The following is an 18,156-nucleotide window of genomic DNA, read 5'->3' on the forward strand; positions in this document are numbered from 1 at the left end:
CCGGACGCCGGACGCCGGACGCCGGACGCCGGACGCCGGACGCCGGACGCCGGACGCCGGACGCCGGACGCCGGACGCCGGACGCCGGACGCCGGACGCCGGACCCGGTCTTCGGTATGTCGTCGGGCTGGCTGCTCGTCGACGGCCGGCCGCTCGCCGCGGCGACGGTGCTGTCCCATCCCGAGCAGTTGGAGCGGCTGAGCGAGTACTGCCCCGAGGCGGCGCCCACCGCCGTCCTCGGCGGAGATCCCTGCTACGACCGCATCCTCGCCGCACTCCCCCAGCGCGACCGCTTCCGCAGAGCCCTGGGCGTCGGGCCCGGACAGCGGCTGATCGTGGTCAACTCGACCTGGTCGGCGCGTTCCCTCTTCGGCGGCCCGCCCGGAGACCAGGACAGGACGACCGCAGACCAGGGCAGGACGACCGGAGTTCAGGGCAGGACAAAGGGCGCTGACGGCACCGAGACCGGCGACCTGCTGCCCTGGCTCCTGTCCCGCCTGGCCCGCGACCTGCCGGCCGACGAGTACCGGACCACGGCCGTACTCCACCCGAACATCTGGCACGGCCACGGCCCCGGCCAGGTCCGGGCATGGCTGGACCACGCCCGGCAGGCCGGCCTGGACCTCATCCCGCCCCTGGACGGCTGGCGCCAGGCGCTGATAGCGGCCGACTGCGTCATAGGGGACCACGGCAGCGTGACGTACTACGCCGCGTCCATCGGCGTCCCCGTCCTCCTCGGCGCGTTCCCCGAGGAAACCCTCGACCCGCACTCCCCCGTCGCCGCCCTCGTCCGCGCCGCTCCACGGCTCGTCCGGCACGGCGGCCCGGGCGGCCTGCGGGCACAGATCGACCAGGTGATCGCCTCGCACGACCCCGGCCGGTACCGGGAACTGGCGGCGCAGACCACCTCCTCCCCCGGCGAGTCGGGCACGCTGCTGCGCCGCCTCTTCTACCGCCTCATGGACCTCACCGAGCCCGACGACCGCCCGGCGCTGCTCGACCCGCTGCCCCTGCCGCCGTACACCCCGGCCCGGCGCACCGCACCGATACGCGCGCTGACGCGGGTGCTCGCCGGAACTCCACCGGAGATCACGGTGATCCGCCGGACCACCGACGAGGACGCGCCCGAGCCCACGACGGCCGGTCGCGCGACGGCCGAACCCGCGACAGCCGGTCTCACGACGTCCGAGCCCACGACAGCCAAGGCCGTCCCGGACGCCGCCCACACCGTGGTCGACGAGGACACCCCGCACATCAGCCGACTGCGCATCGCCGACGTCGTCGTACGCCACGCACCCGCCGACGACCCGCGGGTCGGCCCGCCGAGCGCCTGGACGACGGAGACGCTCACCCGGTACCCGTACTGCGCTCTGGCCGTCTACGTGGACGGCACCGACACCTGCGCCGTCCGCACCCGCGAGGGCACCCTCCTGCGACTGACCGCGCGGCCGGGCCCGGACGGCAGGCCCGACCTGTGCGATCCGGCCGCCTACGCGTCCGCGCTGTACGCCTGGACGTCCGGAGGCAGGCCCCTGGCCGAGGCCGCCCCCGAGATCGTCGTACGCACCGGGCGGACGGCCCATCACGTCCGCGTCGAGCATCTGGCACCGCCTCCGCCGCACCAGGACCAGGACCAGGACCAGGACCAAGACCAAGGCTCAGGGCTTGCCTGACAGTCCCTGGACGGGGATCAGCCCCCCGCCCCGTCCGGCCCATCCGACCCGTCCGCCCCATCCGACCTGTCCGACCTGGCCAGCCCATCCGACCTGTCCGGCCCATCCGACCTGTCCGGCCCATCCGACCTGTCCGGCCCATCCGGCTCGGCCAGCAGAGCCCGCACCCGGGTCAGGGCGAGCCGGTCACCCCCTTGCTCGTACAGCAGCGCGGCGGCCCGCAGGTCCTCCTGCTCCTCCTCCGGTTCGCCCGCGCGCTGATGGCAGCGGGCGCGCAGCTCCAGGGCGAGGGCGAGCTGCGGTTCCGCGCCCTCGCCGGTCATCGTGTCGACCGCCTTGTCCAGGCAGACCAGGGCCAGGTGCGTGTCCCCGGCCTCCAGGTGCGTCTCTCCGAGGCTCATGTAGACGCGGCCCTCGTTGTAGCGGTCGCCGCCGTCCGGCAGCTCGCGGAACTGCACGAGCGCGGCGTTGAGCCGGCCGACCGCCTCCGCGAAGCGCCCCTGCCTGGCCTGCGCGCGCCCGGTGTGGTGGTCCAGCAGGGCGCGGGCGCGCGGCAGGTCCTTCCAGCCCTCCTCGCCCTGCCCGATCCGGGCGAGGACGCCACCGGCCCGCTCGAAGCACTGCTCGGCCTCGGCCCAGCGCCACTGCTTGAGGTGGAGCAGCCCGAGGGCCTCGACGGCGCTCGCCTGCCCGCGGTGGTGCCCGCAGGACTCGTCCGCGGCCGCCGCCTCCGTCAGGGCCTGCTCGGCTTCGGCGGCGCGCCCGAGTCCCATGTGGGCGAAGGCCAGTTGGACGAGCACCCGGCCCACGGCCCGCCGGTCGCCGAACTCGGCGGCGGCGCGCCGGGCGGCCGCGACGCCCAGCAGGTGCGTGTCGACCCACTGCTCGTGGAACCCGAGCCGCAGGTGCAGTCCCCACATCGCCTCGCACAACTGCCAGGCCAGATCGTCGAAACCGTGGTGGGCCGCCGCGCGGACGGCCGCGGCGAGGTTCTCCCGCTCCTGGCGCAGCTCGGCCAGCGCGCGCCTGCCGTCGGCGGGGTCGCGGTGCTCGGGCAGGCTGAGCGGGGCGTAGGCGGGACCGAGCCGCCAGCGGCCCGGCATGACCCGGAAGTCGGCGCCCGCCGCGAACCGCAGCTGCCCGACGGCCACCCGGCGCACGGCGGCGGCCATGCGGCCGTGCCCGTCCTCGGCGGCGGCGAGGTCGTGGGCGAGCGCCCGGGCCACGTCGTGGAACCGGTAGCGCTCCTCCGCCACCTCCTCCAGGAGATGCACATCGGCCAGCTGCTCCAGCAGCACGCGGGCCTCGGATTCACCGACGTCGGCCGCGTGCGCCGCGCACCGCACCGTCACCGTGGGCCAGGGCCACACCGCGATCGCCCGGTAGAGCGCGGCGCACCGGGGCGCCAGTTCGCGGTACGCGCCGTCGTGCGCGAGCCGTACCGGGTCGTCCTCGGGGGTGCCGTCCCGCATCGCCGCGCCCTCCCCGCCGTCGCCGGCGTCCCGCCCGGACAGCTGCCGCGCCACCCGCTCCCAGGCCAGGTGCTCCCGTACGGCCAGCCGCGCGCCCGTGGTGCACAGGGCGAGCGGGATTCCGCCGGTCCCCTCGGCCACGGCCCGTACGCCCGTCTCCGCGTCCGCCGTCCGCTCCTGGCCGACGATACGGGTGAGCAGGCGGACCGAGTCCTCGGTCGAGAGCGGCGGGAGGGTGAGGTGGCGGGCCCCGGTGGCGGCCACGAGCCGGTCGAGGCGGCGCCTGCTGGTCACCAGGACCAGGCAGTCCGGGGAGGCCGGGAGCAAGGGCATGACCTGGGCGTCCGAGTGGGCGTTGTCCAGGACGACCACCATGCGCCGCCCGGCCGTGCAGTCGCGGTAGAGGTCCCGCTGGCGGGCCTCGTCGCCCGACGCCATGGCGGACGGCACGCCGAGCCGGTCCAGGAAGCGGGCCAGCGCCTCGGACGGCGACAGCGCCGTGTCCGCCGAGTCACCGGCCAGGTCCACGTGGAGCGCGCCGTCCGGGAACCGTTCGAGCAGCAGGTGCGCGCAGTTGACCGCGGCGGCGGACTTGCCGATGCCGCCGGGTCCGGTGAGCACGACGACCGTCGGCGCGCCCTGCGGACGGCCGGTCTCCTCCAGCAGCCGCGTGACGGTCTCGGTCACGTCCTCGCGGTCCGTGAACACCGAGGTCACCGGCGGCAGCGTGCGCGGCGGCGCGACCCGCCCCGTCACGGCGGGCACCGCCCGGGGCCCCACCCACGCGGCCTCGTCGACCCACCGCGTCACCTCACGGGCGAACTCCGGTGAGCTGCACGCCAGTTCCGTCAGCCATAACGCGGCCGCCCGCTGCTCCGCCTCGGTCACGGGCAGCGTGGGAGCCGGACTCCCGCTCCCCCGGCCACCGGCGCCCACCGCCACGGGCTCCGGGCGCGCCCGGTTCAGCAGCCCGAACAGCGACTCCGAGGTCCGCCTGCCCATCTCCCCGCCCGCCCCGGACAAGGCCCCCGAGGCGACCGTACCGACGGCCTGCAGCACCACTCCCATGAAGGGTTCCACGCAAGACTCCCCCAACTCGCCCGCTGAGCCCGAGCCCGATCGTATCGATCAGCCGCGAGCCCAAGAAGCCCTTTCCCGCCAGGCCGTGTCGACGGCCGCCCGGCCGAGGCGGCAGAGGCGCTCGCCGCGCCCGGTGAGGCCATTGACCCGGTCGACCGACCGCCTGATCACCGACCCGATCGACTGACCTGATCGACCGACCGGCTACCAGGAGTCTCCTCGGACAGCCCCGTAAATCGAACACATAGACACAATTGGGCTGCTTATCCGATTTACTGTGTACCACTGCCGGGTGTACTGCACGATGGTTGTCGCGTCCAACTCAACCCCCCTCAGTAGTGCTGTTCATCAAGGAGAGCAAGTGGGAGCCCAAGCGCAGGATCGGCGACAGGTTCGGCAACTCCACAAGGCTGTTCCCAAAGCGCAGCACATGGTAGTCGGCCACGAACTGCGGCGGCTTCGCAAGGCCCGGGGCCTTTCCCAGAAGGAAGCAGCCGCATTGCTGGGACTCTCCACGTACGTCATGTCCCGCAACGAGACCGGCGAGACCCCGTGCAAGCCCCAGACCGTCCGCAAGGCCCTCCAGATCTACCGGGCGACGCCGGAAGAAGGGGCGTACCTCCTCGGGGTCCTGGAGAACGCCAGCCAACGTCGGTGGTGGCAGGAGCCTGAATGGCGGGGAGTGGTCAAGGAGAAGCTGCTCACCCTGGTGACGCTGGAGGAGGGGGCCAAGCTCATCCGGGTCTACGACCGCGACCGGGTGCCCGGGCTGCTCCAGACGGCCGACTACGCACGTGCCGCGATCCGGCTGGGGATGCCGGCGGCTCCTGGGGAGGAGGTCGAGAAGCGGGTGCAGTTCCGGCTGCAGCGCCAGGCGCGCTTCCGGGACTTCCAGTCGACGCAGTACCTGTGCCTGCTCGACGAGGTGACGCTGATCCGGGGCCTCGGAACCAGGGAGATCATGCGGGAACAGCTCGCCCACTTGGTCGAGCTGTCCGACGACCAGCGCTTCAGCCTGCACCTCGTCGAACTGTCGCGCCTGAACACACCGACAGGCATCGGGCAGACCATGTTGTTCGACTTCGAAGGGGAGTTACTCCCCACGGTCCTCTATGAGGAGCGTGACGAGGGCGGCCTTGTCTGCCAGGAGGAGGACGAGGTGGACCACCGCAGCAAGGGCTTCGACCGTCTCCTCGAAGCCAGCCTGACCAAGAAGCGGTCACAGCGAAGGCTCCGGGATCTTCTTGCGAAGAAGTAGAAGAAGAAGTACTAGAAGAAGTAAAAGCAGAAGAAGTGACGGCCGAGCCGCCGCACCCGCAGGACGGAACAGTCACTCCTTCTTCGCCACGCCCGCGTAGAGAGACGCGTCGGCATCGGTCACCAAGCTCGGCCCACTGGCCGGCTCAGGTCGCCAGCGGTGCGCGACGACGAGGTCCGGCTTCACGAGTCCGAGGTGGTTGAAGAAGCGCGACACCTCCGCGTGGGACCGCACTTGGGCCGGGGTCCCCTTCTGCGTGTAGAGGTCCGTGATGGCCTGCCAGGACTCCGGGGCGAAGTCGCCGGTGCAGTGCGACAGGCTGAGGTACGAACCGCTCGGGAGGGCGGCGAGGAGCCGTTCCACGACCCCGTACGCGTCCTGGTCGTCGGGGACGAAGTGCAGCAGGGCGTGCAGAGTCAGCGCGACGGGCTCGTCGAGCGAGAGGCACCCGTCTTCCTCGACGGCCTCGATGACCGCCTCGGGGTCGGTGACGCTGGCTTCGAGGTAGCTGGTCCTGCCCTCCCGGGAACTGGTGAGGAGCGAGTCGGCGTACGCCAGGACGATCGGGTCCGTGTCGACGTACGCCACCCTGCATCGCGCGTCCACCGCCTGCACCACTTCATGGAGGTTGGGTGCGGTGGGGATGCCACTGCCGATGTCGAGGAACTGGCGGATGCCGCACTCCGCGGCGAGAAAGCGGACGGCCCGGTGCATGAACGCGCGATTGATGCGGGCCGTCGTCAGGATCGCCGGGAACCGCTGGATGACGGCCTCGGCCGCCTCCCGGTCCACCGCGTAGTTGGTCTTCCCGCCCAAGTAGTAGTCGTACATGCGGGCACTGTGCGGCCGATCTTGGCCTAAATCAGTAACCCCTTCGTCCAGGAACTCCGGCTTCTTGCCTACGCCATCCACGTGGACATCCCCCCTCTGTCACTGTGCTCCGGCGTGCGGTGGTCCGAACTGACCGCTCTGTGCGTGCAGTTGCACGCGACCCATGATGGCCCGTCACCACCGGACTCTTCCAGAGCCGCCGCGACTCTTCACTGCGCCCCGGTCCGGCGGGGCCACCTCGCCAGGTGCGAGGTGGCCGAACTACGACCTCAGAGCCAGCTTCCGCGCACCTGGCCGCCCGTCAGTGCGGACAGGAAGGCCGAGGCCGTCCGGCGACCTACCGAGATCACGGACCCCTGAAGGTCCTTGGAATCACGGAAGGCCACCACATTGCCCGCCTCGGCCCATTCCACGCAGTCGCCGTTGTGGCCGCTGTACGAACTCTTCTTCCAGGCGAACCCCGTGTTCGCAGTTCCGACTCGCACGGTGCTGGGCTGCGCCATCACGCCACCTCCGCGGTTTCTGCTTCCCCGTTGCAGGCATGCAATTGCATGGCTGCGATCGGTAAGAGTATGACCGTTCGCCGCGCCGGTCATGCCCCGGGCAGCAGAGATTCGAGTCCCGAGGAAGTGCGCCGGCGCGCAAGTGCACACGAGCGCCGACTTCTCTCCATACCGTCGCAGCGGCCCGGAGACAGGACTCCTCGACCTCGGACACGAAAGGGAAAATGCGTTGGGCATATGTTCGCTACCCGTAGCCAGACCCCGTGACCTGGGCAAACACACGAGTTCCCAGCCGATCCGGGCAACAGCAATCGCGGACCGCCATTACCGACTCCCGCGTACCTGAAACGGCGGCGTCCTTCGCACCGCAGCCGGCACCTGAATGCGGCGGGCGAGGGGCTCGGTGAGCGGCCGGACGGGGGCGTTGTGCCCGCTACCGTCTGATGCGGCTGGTCAGTTGATCAGCCGCAGGACCCTGGCTGCACAGTTTCGAGGCCGTCGCCGCCAGGGCCCTGCGTTTCCTCCGACCAAAGGAGAAACGTCCATGACGTCCTCTTCTGACCGTATAGGCGGCGAGCGAAGCACGTTCGCCCGCGCGAGAGAGGCTAGCAGCCACCTACGAGACGCGGCGTGCTCGATCTGCCTCACCCACCGGCTGGCCGTGGTCACGCAGGCGATCGGCACAGCTCTGCCGCTGCGGGAGCCGTCCGCTTCGTCGGCTGACTACATCACGGTGGCGCTGAGCCTGGCCTCCCAGGGCTACCAGCTCTACCGGTTGCTGAAGAACGACTGACGGAAGACCGGACGGCCGCTTCGCCACTTCGCCACTTCGCCGCTTCACCGCTTCGCCATGGAGCGGCCGTCCGGTACCCGCACACGCCAGGCTGAGCCGCGTCCGCCGGTCCAGATGCGCGAGCACCACGAACAGCGTCGAAACACCCATCGTCGAATCAGGGCCGCCTCACATGGACCATGACGAAGGACCCCCGCCTCCCCGATGGCACATAGGACAGATCATGGAGCGCGTCCTCCTGCTGGCACAGCTACCGCCGGAGGAAGTATCGGCCAGACTGGGCGTCTCGCCCCGCGGCCTCGCCCGCTTCCTCGAAGGAGCGGAACTCCCCGACCGCCCCCTGCTCGAACAGTTCGCCCGCACCTGCGGCGCCGACCCCACCGTCCTCCTGATGGTCAGAGAAGACCAACGACGGCGTACGGGCATCCAGGCACCGGGCGACTAGGCGACGAGAACTCCCACCTCGAACGCAGCCCTGGCCGCTACGGATCGATACGGGAAAGCACAGAGACCCAGGACAGAGAATGTCTGCCCTGGGCCGTCTCGGAGCCGCTTTCGGCATTCGAACCCGAGACCTACGCATTACGAGGGCCTGCAAGATCATCCCGGGTGGTGCCGGACGGTGCCGCAGAATCCCATTGCCCCAGGTCAGGGCCTCATGCTCCCGCGTCCTCGTATCGGCCAGTCCACCCTGTACCGCCCCGTCCGCTCACGCACGGCTCACGCATCAGAAGCTTCTCACAACGGCCCTGAAACGATTGGCGAGATTCGCCAGAACCCTCGCCAGGCTGCAATCTGCACCTTGGCGACGAGTCGCCCTTACAACTACGCGATACCAGTCATTGGGAGGAGCTGAGGCGTCCCAGCAGACACCGGGGCAGCAGCGGCCGTGAACCCACTCTCGGGGACTGCTGCAATTGCCTCCTCAGCCGTGGCTAGGTAGCTGGGGGACACATCGATGCCGACGAAGCGCCGTCCGAGGGCGCGGGCCGCAACTCCAGAGCTGCCGCTCCCTACGAACGGGTCGAGCACCAGGTCGTTAACATCCGTGCTCAGAGCGATACAGCGACCGGGCAAGGCGGTGGGGAACTGAGCACCGTGCCCGCCCCGACCGCTGGACGTAGGCAGGACCCAAACGTCTGACAACTTGTCAGACTCCCAGCCAATGTTACGACCACCCAAAGCGGGTCCCGTAGTGCGGTAGGCAAGTTTGTTGAACTTGGGGGCACGGGTCGTCGACAAGTGAAGGACGTACTCCATCCCCCTGCTAACACGCGAGTTCTGCGGCTCGGGGGTGCTGCTCGTCTTGACCCAACTGATGATGCTCTTGACGTAGTAGCCAATCCGGCTGGCCCGCTCCGCTACTTGCGAGGGGATCATGCACTGTTCCCCATCCTTAAGGTACGAGTGCCCAGCGCTGTATCGGCGGCAATCATAGTCACCCCAGGACCGGCCATCCTTGCCTTGCATCGCCTGAAGCGTCTCAGCCGCGTTGCTGCGGATCTGAGTCCGGGTGTTGTAAGTGTCACCCAGGTTCCACCAGACCGAGCCGCTAGCACTTACCCGAGAGTGCAAGTGATGCAGGATCTGCACCGTGTGACGGACGAAGGCTTCAGGAGTCTGCTCGTGGCCGTACACGCACTCCTCTCCATCGGCCCAGACGACCGTGGTGGCGTCTTTGTAGACTCGCACTCCCCAATACGGGGATGACGTCACAACACACTGCACGGAACCAGCCGGCAGGCGATCCAGGTGATCCAGAACACTGCCTTCGATGAGAGCGTAGGTCGGCGGCTCGACGACGTCCGGCTTCGGAGCCGACTCGGCACCAGTGGACATAAGGTACGGAAGGACCATGCTGCGCGGGACGAAGGTCTCGCTGAATGCGTCTTGATCCAACAGCAGCAGGACATCGTCGACCGACAGATCGCCACCGTGCCCCACAACCCGCCGAACGAACACCCGAGACATGCCCACGACAGGAGCAACCTCCTTGACAGAGAACTGCTCGGTGCGCTGTGCCCAGGCGGAGCGGTCCAGCGTAGCTACAGGCGTCTTCGGCTTGATGTCGGGCAGCCGAGGGCTTGAGGCGGTAGCCACGGGATTCCCCTCCGTCACATTTGCGGTATTGGTCGTCGAACCCTATCGCAAGGCGTGAGCCGACCAGCATAAGGTCGCGGCATCCTCGCTACCCTGTGTCAACTGGACGCAGCAGCCCTCCCGCGATCAGGGTAGCTGTGTGCAAACCAGACGAAATCGACTGCCGTATGACCGCGGCCGGGCACGGGGAGAGATGTTGCGCTGCTCACAGAAGGCATTGGAGCAGGCCCTGCTCCAGCTGGCCGAGCATGCCGGGGATAACAAGCATCGGTCGAACTGGATGTCCACGTTCCTGGCCGCCTGCTGGGTTCATGCCGCGGACTACCCGAGGACAATCAATGGCGTCAACCAGGCCGTGGACGACCTCTTCGTCCTGCTGCCCGACAACCGGGAGCATGGCCGCATCAACCCGTTCGTGCGCTCCAGCGCCTCGGGCCGCTGGCTGAAGATTACCGACTCTGGGCGTTCCACAGTCTGGAACACTGGAACCCGGCAAGGGACACAGAGGGTCCTCTTCAACCAGGAACACTTCAAGCATGGGCTACGGCCAGACGCCATCGACGTCTTGCTCGAGGGAATCGGTGACGACGCACCGCTGCCCCGCAGGGACGCCCTGGCCCTCTTCCTCACCCGTGAACACCTTTGGGATGCCGAGCCTACCCGCGAGCAGCTACATGAAGAGGCTAGCCAGAAACTCGGGTTGAGCACCCATGAATTCGCACGAATCACTGCAGATGGGAAGCTTGGCTGCCCGGTACTGGGGGACCCTGAATGGAGCCCCGAGCTGATCGAACACTCCGCGCTCCGACCTCCAGCTCCCAGCCACCTTAAAGAAGAGCCATTGCAGGAGGACAAAACTCTGAGGCCGGTTGAGCACGAAGAGCCGCCCGAGCAGCAGAAGGACGAGGGACTCACCTGGACACAGGATGTGTGCCACTACCCCTTGCGCGATGTAGACGTCGATGCCCTGACGCACCAGGTTTTGGAGAGTCTTGCAAATGCCCATATGGCGCTGCCAGATGCCGAACGCTTGGTACGGCGCAGCGTCAACGCCCTTCTTGTAGGAAACCTGATACTCCAAGGCCCACCAGGTACCGGCAAGACCACGCTGGCGCGTCTACTCGCAGACGCCTTCGAGGTCCAACTGATCGAAACCACTGCCACCAGCGAATGGTCCCCCTATCACGTCGTCGGTGGTTTCCGCCCGGCCGCCGATGGTGGACTGAGCGCAAACCATGGCGCAGTTACCCGTGCCGCCCTACAGTGCGCCCAAGTCGTCCGGCAGGACGAAGGGGAGAAAGCCGAGGCGGAAGCGGGCGACGAGTCTCTCTCCGGGTACCAGGCTGCCTGGCTATTCATCGATGAATTCAATCGAGCCGACATCGATAAAGCGATCGGTTCCTTGTTCACCGTACTGTCCTCTTGCGACGCCCGGCATCTCCAGGCGACACCAGTGGACCTGTGGTTCGAATCCACGCCAGACCGACGAAATCTCTGGATTCCGGCTCGCTTCCGGATCATCGGGACAATGAACGATTTGGACACTTCCTTCGTCAATCAGATGTCGCAGGGCCTGACCAGACGCTTTCAATTCGTAACCGTAGGGGTGCCCACGGAGCGCGCAAGCACAGATCAACCAATCACTGAAGAGTTGCGCCAGGCGCTCGCATCAGCCCATCGCTGGCTCCAGGACACGTACAGCCATGACCTGCCCGCAGGCTCTCTTGAGGAAGCAAGCCAGACGTGCGAAGAGGAGCTAAAGCGTTTGCAGAGCGTGGTCGATGGCTTGCGCCATCCCGACACAGGGCCGGGATGGCCTGTGGGCACCGCACAGATCGTTGACGTCCTCCGACTGATGCTGCTGCAGCGGGCGAGCAACCCAGACATTGACCTGGCTGCCGTGGTCGATGATGCCGTGGCCGACCGCCTCGTGCCCCAGATGGCAGGCGTGGGCAACGAATGGCAGGCGTTCGCTGGGCTCTTCGAGGCCCAGGGCTTCGCTGTCGCAGCTCACGCACTTCGCCACCTGGCCGACCCCCACCACATGCCGTGAACACCCTTATGCCCGCTGGCGATGACAGCGAGGGGATGGCGCAGAGTGGTGCAGAAGACGGCTCTGCAGAGCGAATCAGCCGCGGCGGCGCTCTGAGCCCGGCGGCGCGGCAAGCTGCCATCGCCACAGCGATTTCGGTTGTCGGCCGTTACTTCGCCACAGGGAATCAGCCACTGACTCCGCAAGCTGCGCTCGGTCACAAGAACACTAACGCCGCAGGTTCGGGCATCGAGCAGTCCCCAGGTACCTTGCTAGAAGCGCTACGACTGCGGGTCGCTCTCGCCGCTGCACGGCGCATTGGGCAAATCCTCAACCAAATTGCTGGCCGGGCGACCTTCCGTTACGAGCTACGGCCAGAAGAGAGCATTGGGCAAGTAGCCGGACAGCTCGACGTTAGCCGCTACCTCATGCGGCTTGGCACGGTCGCAGATGTGCCAACATACCCGGTGCTGACTGTCCGGCGAACCGAGCACACTCCGGAAAACGTCCTTGCTGCCTATGCCACCCGATGGCTGCTCCGCGAACTGCAGGCAAGCGTGGCGGCAGTCCGAGTGCCCCCCGCTGGCCCCGAGCATCGTCGTTACCTGGAGGAGCGGCAGTCGCTGGAGCGCGCCCTACGTCTGCCCTGGCTGATGGCGTGCATCCCTGCGTCGGCCCAAGTACGGCACCACCGAGCTGAACGCGACCTAATCACGTCGGTAAAGCAGCGGCTCAACCGCCGCGAGATCGCCAACGCTGCGCCCTACGCCGAGCTGGTCCACTGGGTTGAATGTGTCTTGGCGGGCGAGCCCGTAGTCGACTCTGGCGACCTGGAGTGGGACTTCTACGGTGAACAATTTGACACCCGCTTGTTCGAATTGTGGTGCCTCAGGATCCTTGCGGTCGAAATCTCAAGGCAACTCGTGGCGCCTGTGCCAGATCTGAACCCAGGCTGGCGGGGCGGGGAGCCGGCGTACACATGGCATCAATACGCGGGCACGTTCCAGCTCTATTTTCAGCGATCTCTTCCTCGTGTGGCCCCCGAACGTCGAGCGCGTTGGCGCCGCAATGACGGCGTGCCACTCGGGGGAATACCCGACATGATCATCCGGGCGGTTCGGCACGGCGATCCAGTCTCCGAACGATTTGCGGTAATCGACCCGAAGCTGCGCCAGCGTGGTGGACCTCCCACTGAAGAGCTATACAAGATCCTCGGTTATCTAGAAAATTTCGGTCTGTCCAGCTATCCGCTCGGTGCGATCCTGTTCCAGACCACCGACACCGACGACCTAACCAGCTACTTGTATCGGGCAGGTGGTCCTGATGTTGACGATTCTGACGCTCTCAACGGCGGAGCACTGTACGCGGTCCGGCTAAACCCCGCTGCGCTCGCTGCGAGCATGAGTGCTCTAGCGCCGCTGGTGACAGATATCCTCAGCATGCTCAACATCCCGCGCCTGGACCTATATGCAGACGAAGAGTCCGATAGCGACGAACCTGAGCGCTTCTACCGTGCAAAGCAGGCCGAGCTTCGAGCATACGCAGACACGATCCCGCCCAATCTCCTCAACCAGTCACGTCATCGAGTCCGCATAGCGCTGGGCGACTCGCGCTGGCAGGCCCTTGGCAACCAAGCGCAAGTCATGCTTGCTACCGCCGAGCACATCGGTTTCGCTCTACTCGCCGGCCCTGAATCCTCCTCCGAGACGATCAACGACTACTCCGGCCCTGTGATTGGAGTGTGTGCCAGCATCGAAAGCGTCTTGCATGACTGGGTGATTACCCCTGCTACAGCATATGATCCAGCACTCCAAGAAAGCTGCAACAAAGCAACTCTTGGAGCGACTATCAGCCTTATCGAAGATAGCCTCAAGGGAATCAACAATCCGCAGCCTAAACATCTCGCGGTCCGGACATACATCGAAGAATCTGGCTTTAATGCGGACGTTATCGGCGAGCTCATCCTTCCACTTAGGCGAATCAGCAAAAATTTCCGCAATCCGGCCGCTCACCGTCACGTCCTGCAACGACAGGCTTGGACAGGACTTTGGCAGCTTGTGGTGAGCGAAGACAGAATTCTGGCGCAGGTAATCGACGCCGTCTGTCCACCCGTCGAGACCGCTGACTACGACACGGGTGACAGTGCAGGAAACCTCCCGTAGACGCCGAGTACTACTCCGGCCGTCTCCCTACCTACTGTCGAGGGACGGAGTCAACTGTCCCACTCTCGATCTGGGAAGTTTCAGAAATGACACCGATAAGGGCTTCGTCGGGCCAAGTTGTGCGCCATCGCCGCGACTGCGCTGCGGAAGAGGGTTCTAGGGTTCTATTCTGACGCAACGCGTGCACCGAGATGAGTTGGTACGGTCACGCGGGCAGAAGAGGCGCGCTGACAGATGCGAACGCGAACTCGCGCCCTACATATCGGCCCCAACAGCCGTCCTGGCAGGGAACTGGACTGCTGCATGATCTGGCAGTGGGCGTCCGTGGCAGACGCATGCCGATGCCCGCTGACGCCTGCGAGCGGCTGCTTGACACTCGGCTCCGACCAACATGGGTCCTCTGGGACGGAAAGGCGAAGCCGTCGTCTGGGCGAATGTGGTGAAGGTGCCACGGACGGGAGCGGGCCAGTCGTCGAGTCGACGGACGGGGCCAGCGGAGGGGGGACAGTGCCGCGCCGTGAAGTCCTTAAGCGTGCTCCCCCACGTGGGGCAAGAGCGCCGCCGAGGCGACCGCGAAGCTCGTCCCTCTCCAGCGCAAGGCCGAGGCCGAGAAGGCCGCGCGCAAGGCGGCCAAGAAGGAGAAAGCTAGGAAGGCTGCGGCCAAGGCGACCGGCGAGGGCAAGGGTCGCAAGCCGAAGAAGGACAAGGCGAAAGCCCAGACCAAGGCCGCCAAGAAGGCCACGCGTCGTAACCCCAAGAAGTAGATCCCCGAGCGGCTCCGCTCACGCAAGCAAAGTCGCGGCACCCAGGCCGCGTGATGTCGCATGCCCCGAGCAACAAAAACCCCAGGTCACGACCTATGTGACCTGGGGTTTGATGGAGCCGCTTTCGGGATTCGAACCCGAGACCTACGCATTACGAGTGCGTTGCTCTGGCCATCTGAGCTAAAGCGGCGCGCTGCCCGCACCTGGGGTGCGATCGGCAACGTCGGTAAGTCTACACAGTCTCCGGGGGTGCTTCGTACCCGCCCCGGAGGAAGCGCTCCGGGGCGGGTGGCGGGGCTACGAGCAGCGCTTTCCCTGGGTCGGCGGGGTGCCCCGGAGGAGGTAGGTGTCGATCGCGGAGTCGATGCAACGGCTGCCGCGGCCGTAGGCGGTGTGGCCGTCGCCGTTGTAGGTCAGCAGGCGGCCCGAGGAGAGCTGGTGGGCCAGGGACTGGGCCCAGCGGTAGGGGGTGGCGGGGTCGCGGGTGGTGCCGACCACCACGATGGGGGCCGCGCCCTTCGCCTCGATGCGGTGCGGCTCGCCGGTGGGCTTCACCGGCCAGTAGGCGCAGTTCAGGGAGGCCCAGGCCAGGCCCCTGCCGAAGACCGGGGACGCCTTCTCGAAGGCGGGCAGGGCCTTCTCGACCTCCGCGGGGGTGGAGTACGCCGCCGGGAGGTCCAGGCAGTTCACGGCGGCGTTGGCGTACATGAGGTTGCTGTAGTGGCCGCTGGAGTCGCGTTCGTAATAGCTGTCGGACAGGGCCAGCAGGCCGGCGCCGTCGTTCTTCTTCATCGCCGCGTTCAGCGCGCCGCGCAGTTGCGGCCAGGCGGACTGGTCGTACATCGCCGCGATCACGCCGGTGGTGGCCAGCGCCTCGCCCAGCTTGCGGCCGTCGGGGTCGCCGGTCGGGATCGGGTGGGCGTCGAGCGTGCGGAAGAAGGCCGCGAGGCGGTCGCCGGCCTGCTTCGGTGTCGTGCCCCGGCCGCCGAGCGGGCAGTCGCTCTGGCTTGCGCAGTCCTTCGCGAACGACTGGAAGGCCGTCCCGAAGCCCGCCGTCTGGTCCAGGTTCATCTGGCGCGCGGACAGGGACGGGTCCATCGCGCCGTCCAGCACCAGGCGGCCCGTCCGGTCCGGGAACAGCCCGGCGTACGTCGCCCCGAGGAACGTCCCGTACGACGCCCCGACGTAGTTCAGCTTCCGGTCGCCCAGGACGGCCCGCAGGATGTCCATGTCACGGGCCGCCTCGACCGTGGAGACGTGCCGCAGCAGCTTGGGGTCGTGGGCGCCGCAGCCCTCGGCGAACTTCCGGTACGCCCCGACGAGCGCGTCCGTCTCCTTGCGGTCGTCCGGGGTGACGTCGGTCTGCGTGTACGTGTCCATGTCCCGGTTGTCCAGGCACTCGACGGGCTCGCTGCGGGCGACCCCGCGCGGATCCACCGCCACCATGTCGTAGCGGGCGCGGATCTCCGCCGGGTAGCCGAGGGCGGCGTACTGCTGGAGGTAGGCGATGGCGGAGCCGCCCGGCCCGCCCGGATTCACCAGCAGCGAGCCCAGGCGGCCGCCCGGTCCGGTGGCCTTCTTGCGGGCCACGGCCAGCCGGACGTCGCCCGCGGACGGCTTGGCGTAGTCCAGCGGCGCCTTCATGGTGGCGCACTGGAAGCCGGGCACCCCGCAGTCGCGCCAGGTCAGCTTCTGGTCGTAGTACGACGTCAGGGCGGCCGGCGTGGAGCGCGGCAGCGCGGCCAGCACCGCCTCCGCGGCGGGCGCCGCCCGGTGCTGCGCCCGGCCGGTGGAACAGGCCGAGACGAAGAGGGAGGCGGCCACCAGGAACAAGCCACCGGTACGGGCCGCCGTGCGTACGGCCGCCGGGGGCCGCCGGAGGCCCCGGCGAGCAGAGCGGACCGGGCGGACCGAGCGGACCGAGCGGCTCACCGGGCCGCTCACCGGGGTCCCGTCCCGGCCGCCGCCACAGTGACCGCCCGGACGGCTGCCGTCGGGGCACGTGCCCGGTGGGCTGCTCAGGTCCGGTGAACTGCTCAGGTCCGGTGAACTGCTCGGGCTTGGTGGACCGCTCGGGCTCGGACGAAGCGCGCGCCTGAAGTACATCCTGCGAGCGTAACTCTCAGCGACCGCCCGAGTGCGCTTCGTCGGCTCCATGCCCCGTACGAGTGACTCCACGGGGCACCGGCGGATGCCCCGCCGGAGAGCGCCCGTCAGCCCGCTCTCAGCGCCATCGTCATCGCCTCCACCGCCAGCAGCGGAGCCACATTGCGGTCGAGGGCGTCGCGACAGGCGGCGATCGCCTCGATCCGGCGCAGCGTGGACTCCGGTGAGCTGCCGCCGGCGACGCGTTCCAGGGTGTCCCCCACGTCCGCGTTGGCGATCGCCACCCGGGAGCCGAGCTGGAGGGCGAGCACATCGCGGTAGAGGGCGGTCAGGTCGGTCAGGGCGAGGTCGAGGCTGTCACGCTGCGTGCGCGTACGGCGCCGCTTCTGCTTGTCCTCCAGGTCCTTCATCACACCCGCCGTGCCGCGCGGCAGCCGGCCGCCCTGGGCCGCGCCCAGCGCCGCCTTCAGTTCCTCGGTCTCCTTGGCGTCCCGCTCCTCGGCGAGCGCCTTGGCGTCGTCGGCGGCGGCGTCGACCAGTTCCTGGGCCGCCCGGAGGCAGCCGCCGATCTCGTCGAGGCGCAGCGGGAGTTTCAGGACGGCGGTACGGCGCTCACGCGCGGCCGGGTCGGTGGCCAGGCGGCGGGCACGGTCGACGTGGCCCTGTGTGGCACGGGCGGCGGCGGCCGCGACCGCGGGTTCGATGCCCTCGCGCCGGACGAGCATGTCGGCGACCGCCACCACCGACGGAGTGCGCAGGTTCAGATGGCGGCAGCGGGAGCGGATCGTGGGCAGGACGTCCTCGATCGAGGGGGCGCACAGCAGCCAGACCGTGCGGGGCGCCGGTTCCTCGACGGCCTTCAGGACGGCGTTGGCGGACTTCTCGTTCAGCCGCTCGGCGTCCTCGACGAGGATCACCTGCCAGCGGCCGTTCGCCGGGGAGGTGAACGACTTGCGCACGGTGTCCCGCATGTCCTCGGCGAGGATCTGCGTGCCCACGGCCGCGACCGTGGTGACGTCGGCGTGGGTACCGATCAGCGCCGTGTGGCAGCCGTCGCAGAAGCCGCAGCCGGGGCTGCCGCCGAGGGCGCGGTCGGGGCTCACGCACTGCAGCGCGGCGGCGAACGCGCGCGCCGTCTGCGTGACCCCCGCGCCGGGCGGCCCGGTGAACAGCCACGCGTGGGTCATCTTCGACGCCTCCGGCGGCGGGGCGTCGGTGGCGATCGCCGTGACCAGGGCGTCGGCGTCCCGGGCAGCGGCGGCCAGCTGTCCGCCGACCTTCTCCTGCCCGACGAGGTCGTCCCACACGCTCATGGGTCACGCCGCCCTTCCGTCATGGTTCGTGGTGCGCCCTCCATTGTGCGGGCGACCACTGACAGCCGG

Annotated in this window: 12 protein-coding genes and 1 tRNA gene; 6 read left to right on the plus strand and 7 right to left on the minus strand. The window is 68.3% G+C overall.

Translation table 11 applies throughout. The annotated features are described in order from the left end of the window. A partial coding sequence (locus tag ABZ858_RS30715; RefSeq protein ID WP_361385853.1) for a hypothetical protein occupies positions 1-1,673 on the plus strand: 1,673 nt, incomplete at its 5' end. 17 nt (positions 1,674-1,690) lie between these two features. Here ABZ858_RS30715 and ABZ858_RS30720 read toward each other — a convergent pair. Then, positions 1,691-4,225 (minus strand): NB-ARC domain-containing protein, encoded by a 2,535-nt coding sequence (locus tag ABZ858_RS30720; RefSeq protein WP_361385856.1) that lies wholly within the window; start codon positions 4,223-4,225, stop codon positions 1,691-1,693. Positions 4,226-4,655: 430 nt separating this feature from the next. On the opposite strand from ABZ858_RS30720, the gene ABZ858_RS30725 reads away from it, so the two are divergent. Then, on the plus strand, positions 4,656-5,483 hold the full coding sequence (locus ABZ858_RS30725) for a helix-turn-helix transcriptional regulator (protein ID WP_361385860.1): 828 nt from the start codon (positions 4,656-4,658) through the stop codon (positions 5,481-5,483). Between the two features lie 72 nt (positions 5,484-5,555). Here ABZ858_RS30725 and ABZ858_RS30730 read toward each other — a convergent pair whose 3' ends face one another. Together ABZ858_RS30730 and ABZ858_RS30735 are read right to left on the minus strand one after the other, a co-directional pair. Continuing rightward, positions 5,556-6,365, minus strand: coding sequence for an SAM-dependent methyltransferase (locus tag ABZ858_RS30730; RefSeq protein ID WP_361386029.1), 810 nt, complete (start codon positions 6,363-6,365; stop codon positions 5,556-5,558). A 218-nt stretch (positions 6,366-6,583) separates the two neighbouring features. Then, positions 6,584-6,817: a DUF397 domain-containing protein gene (locus tag ABZ858_RS30735; RefSeq protein WP_361385863.1), complete on the minus strand. Its 234-nt coding sequence runs from the start codon at positions 6,815-6,817 to the stop codon at positions 6,584-6,586. A gap of 544 nt (positions 6,818-7,361) precedes the next feature. Between ABZ858_RS30735 and ABZ858_RS30740 the strand changes: the two genes are divergently transcribed. After that, positions 7,362-7,610 carry a hypothetical protein gene (locus ABZ858_RS30740; RefSeq protein ID WP_361385866.1) on the plus strand — a complete coding sequence of 83 codons (249 nt, stop codon included), beginning with the start codon at positions 7,362-7,364 and terminating at the stop codon, positions 7,608-7,610. A gap of 223 nt (positions 7,611-7,833) precedes the next feature. Continuing rightward, positions 7,834-8,055: a helix-turn-helix domain-containing protein gene (locus ABZ858_RS30745; RefSeq protein ID WP_361385869.1), complete on the plus strand. Its 222-nt coding sequence runs from the start codon at positions 7,834-7,836 to the stop codon at positions 8,053-8,055. A gap of 380 nt (positions 8,056-8,435) precedes the next feature. On the opposite strand, the gene ABZ858_RS30750 is transcribed toward ABZ858_RS30745, so the two are convergent. After that, complete coding sequence (locus ABZ858_RS30750) at positions 8,436-9,710, minus strand: site-specific DNA-methyltransferase (RefSeq protein WP_361385872.1); 1,275 nt, start codon at positions 9,708-9,710, stop codon at positions 8,436-8,438. Between the two features lie 139 nt (positions 9,711-9,849). On the opposite strand from ABZ858_RS30750, the gene ABZ858_RS30755 reads away from it, so the two are divergent. Both ABZ858_RS30755 and ABZ858_RS30760 read left to right on the plus strand, forming a co-directional pair. Continuing rightward, positions 9,850-11,763: an AAA family ATPase gene (locus tag ABZ858_RS30755; protein ID WP_361385875.1), complete on the plus strand. Its 1,914-nt coding sequence runs from the start codon at positions 9,850-9,852 to the stop codon at positions 11,761-11,763. Further along, entirely contained in the window at positions 11,760-13,904 is a 2,145-nt protein-coding gene (locus ABZ858_RS30760; protein WP_361385878.1) for a hypothetical protein, read from the plus strand. Before ABZ858_RS30755 ends, ABZ858_RS30760 begins: the two co-directional genes overlap by 4 nt. 877 nt (positions 13,905-14,781) lie before the next feature. On the opposite strand, the gene ABZ858_RS30765 is transcribed toward ABZ858_RS30760, so the two are convergent. The 3 genes from ABZ858_RS30765 to ABZ858_RS30775 form a co-directional block, all read right to left on the minus strand. After that, a tRNA-Thr gene (locus tag ABZ858_RS30765) sits at positions 14,782-14,858 on the minus strand. A 107-nt stretch (positions 14,859-14,965) separates the two neighbouring features. After that, positions 14,966-16,501, minus strand: coding sequence for an alpha/beta hydrolase (locus ABZ858_RS30770; protein ID WP_361386032.1), 1,536 nt, complete (start codon positions 16,499-16,501; stop codon positions 14,966-14,968). A gap of 380 nt (positions 16,502-16,881) precedes the next feature. Then, positions 16,882-18,087 (minus strand): DNA polymerase III subunit delta', encoded by a 1,206-nt coding sequence (locus tag ABZ858_RS30775; RefSeq protein ID WP_361385882.1) that lies wholly within the window; start codon positions 18,085-18,087, stop codon positions 16,882-16,884. Positions 18,088-18,156: the final 69 nt, after the last annotated feature.

Source organism: Streptomyces sp. NPDC047017 (assembly GCF_040644175.1).
Lineage (GTDB): Bacteria > Actinomycetota > Actinomycetes > Streptomycetales > Streptomycetaceae > Streptomyces.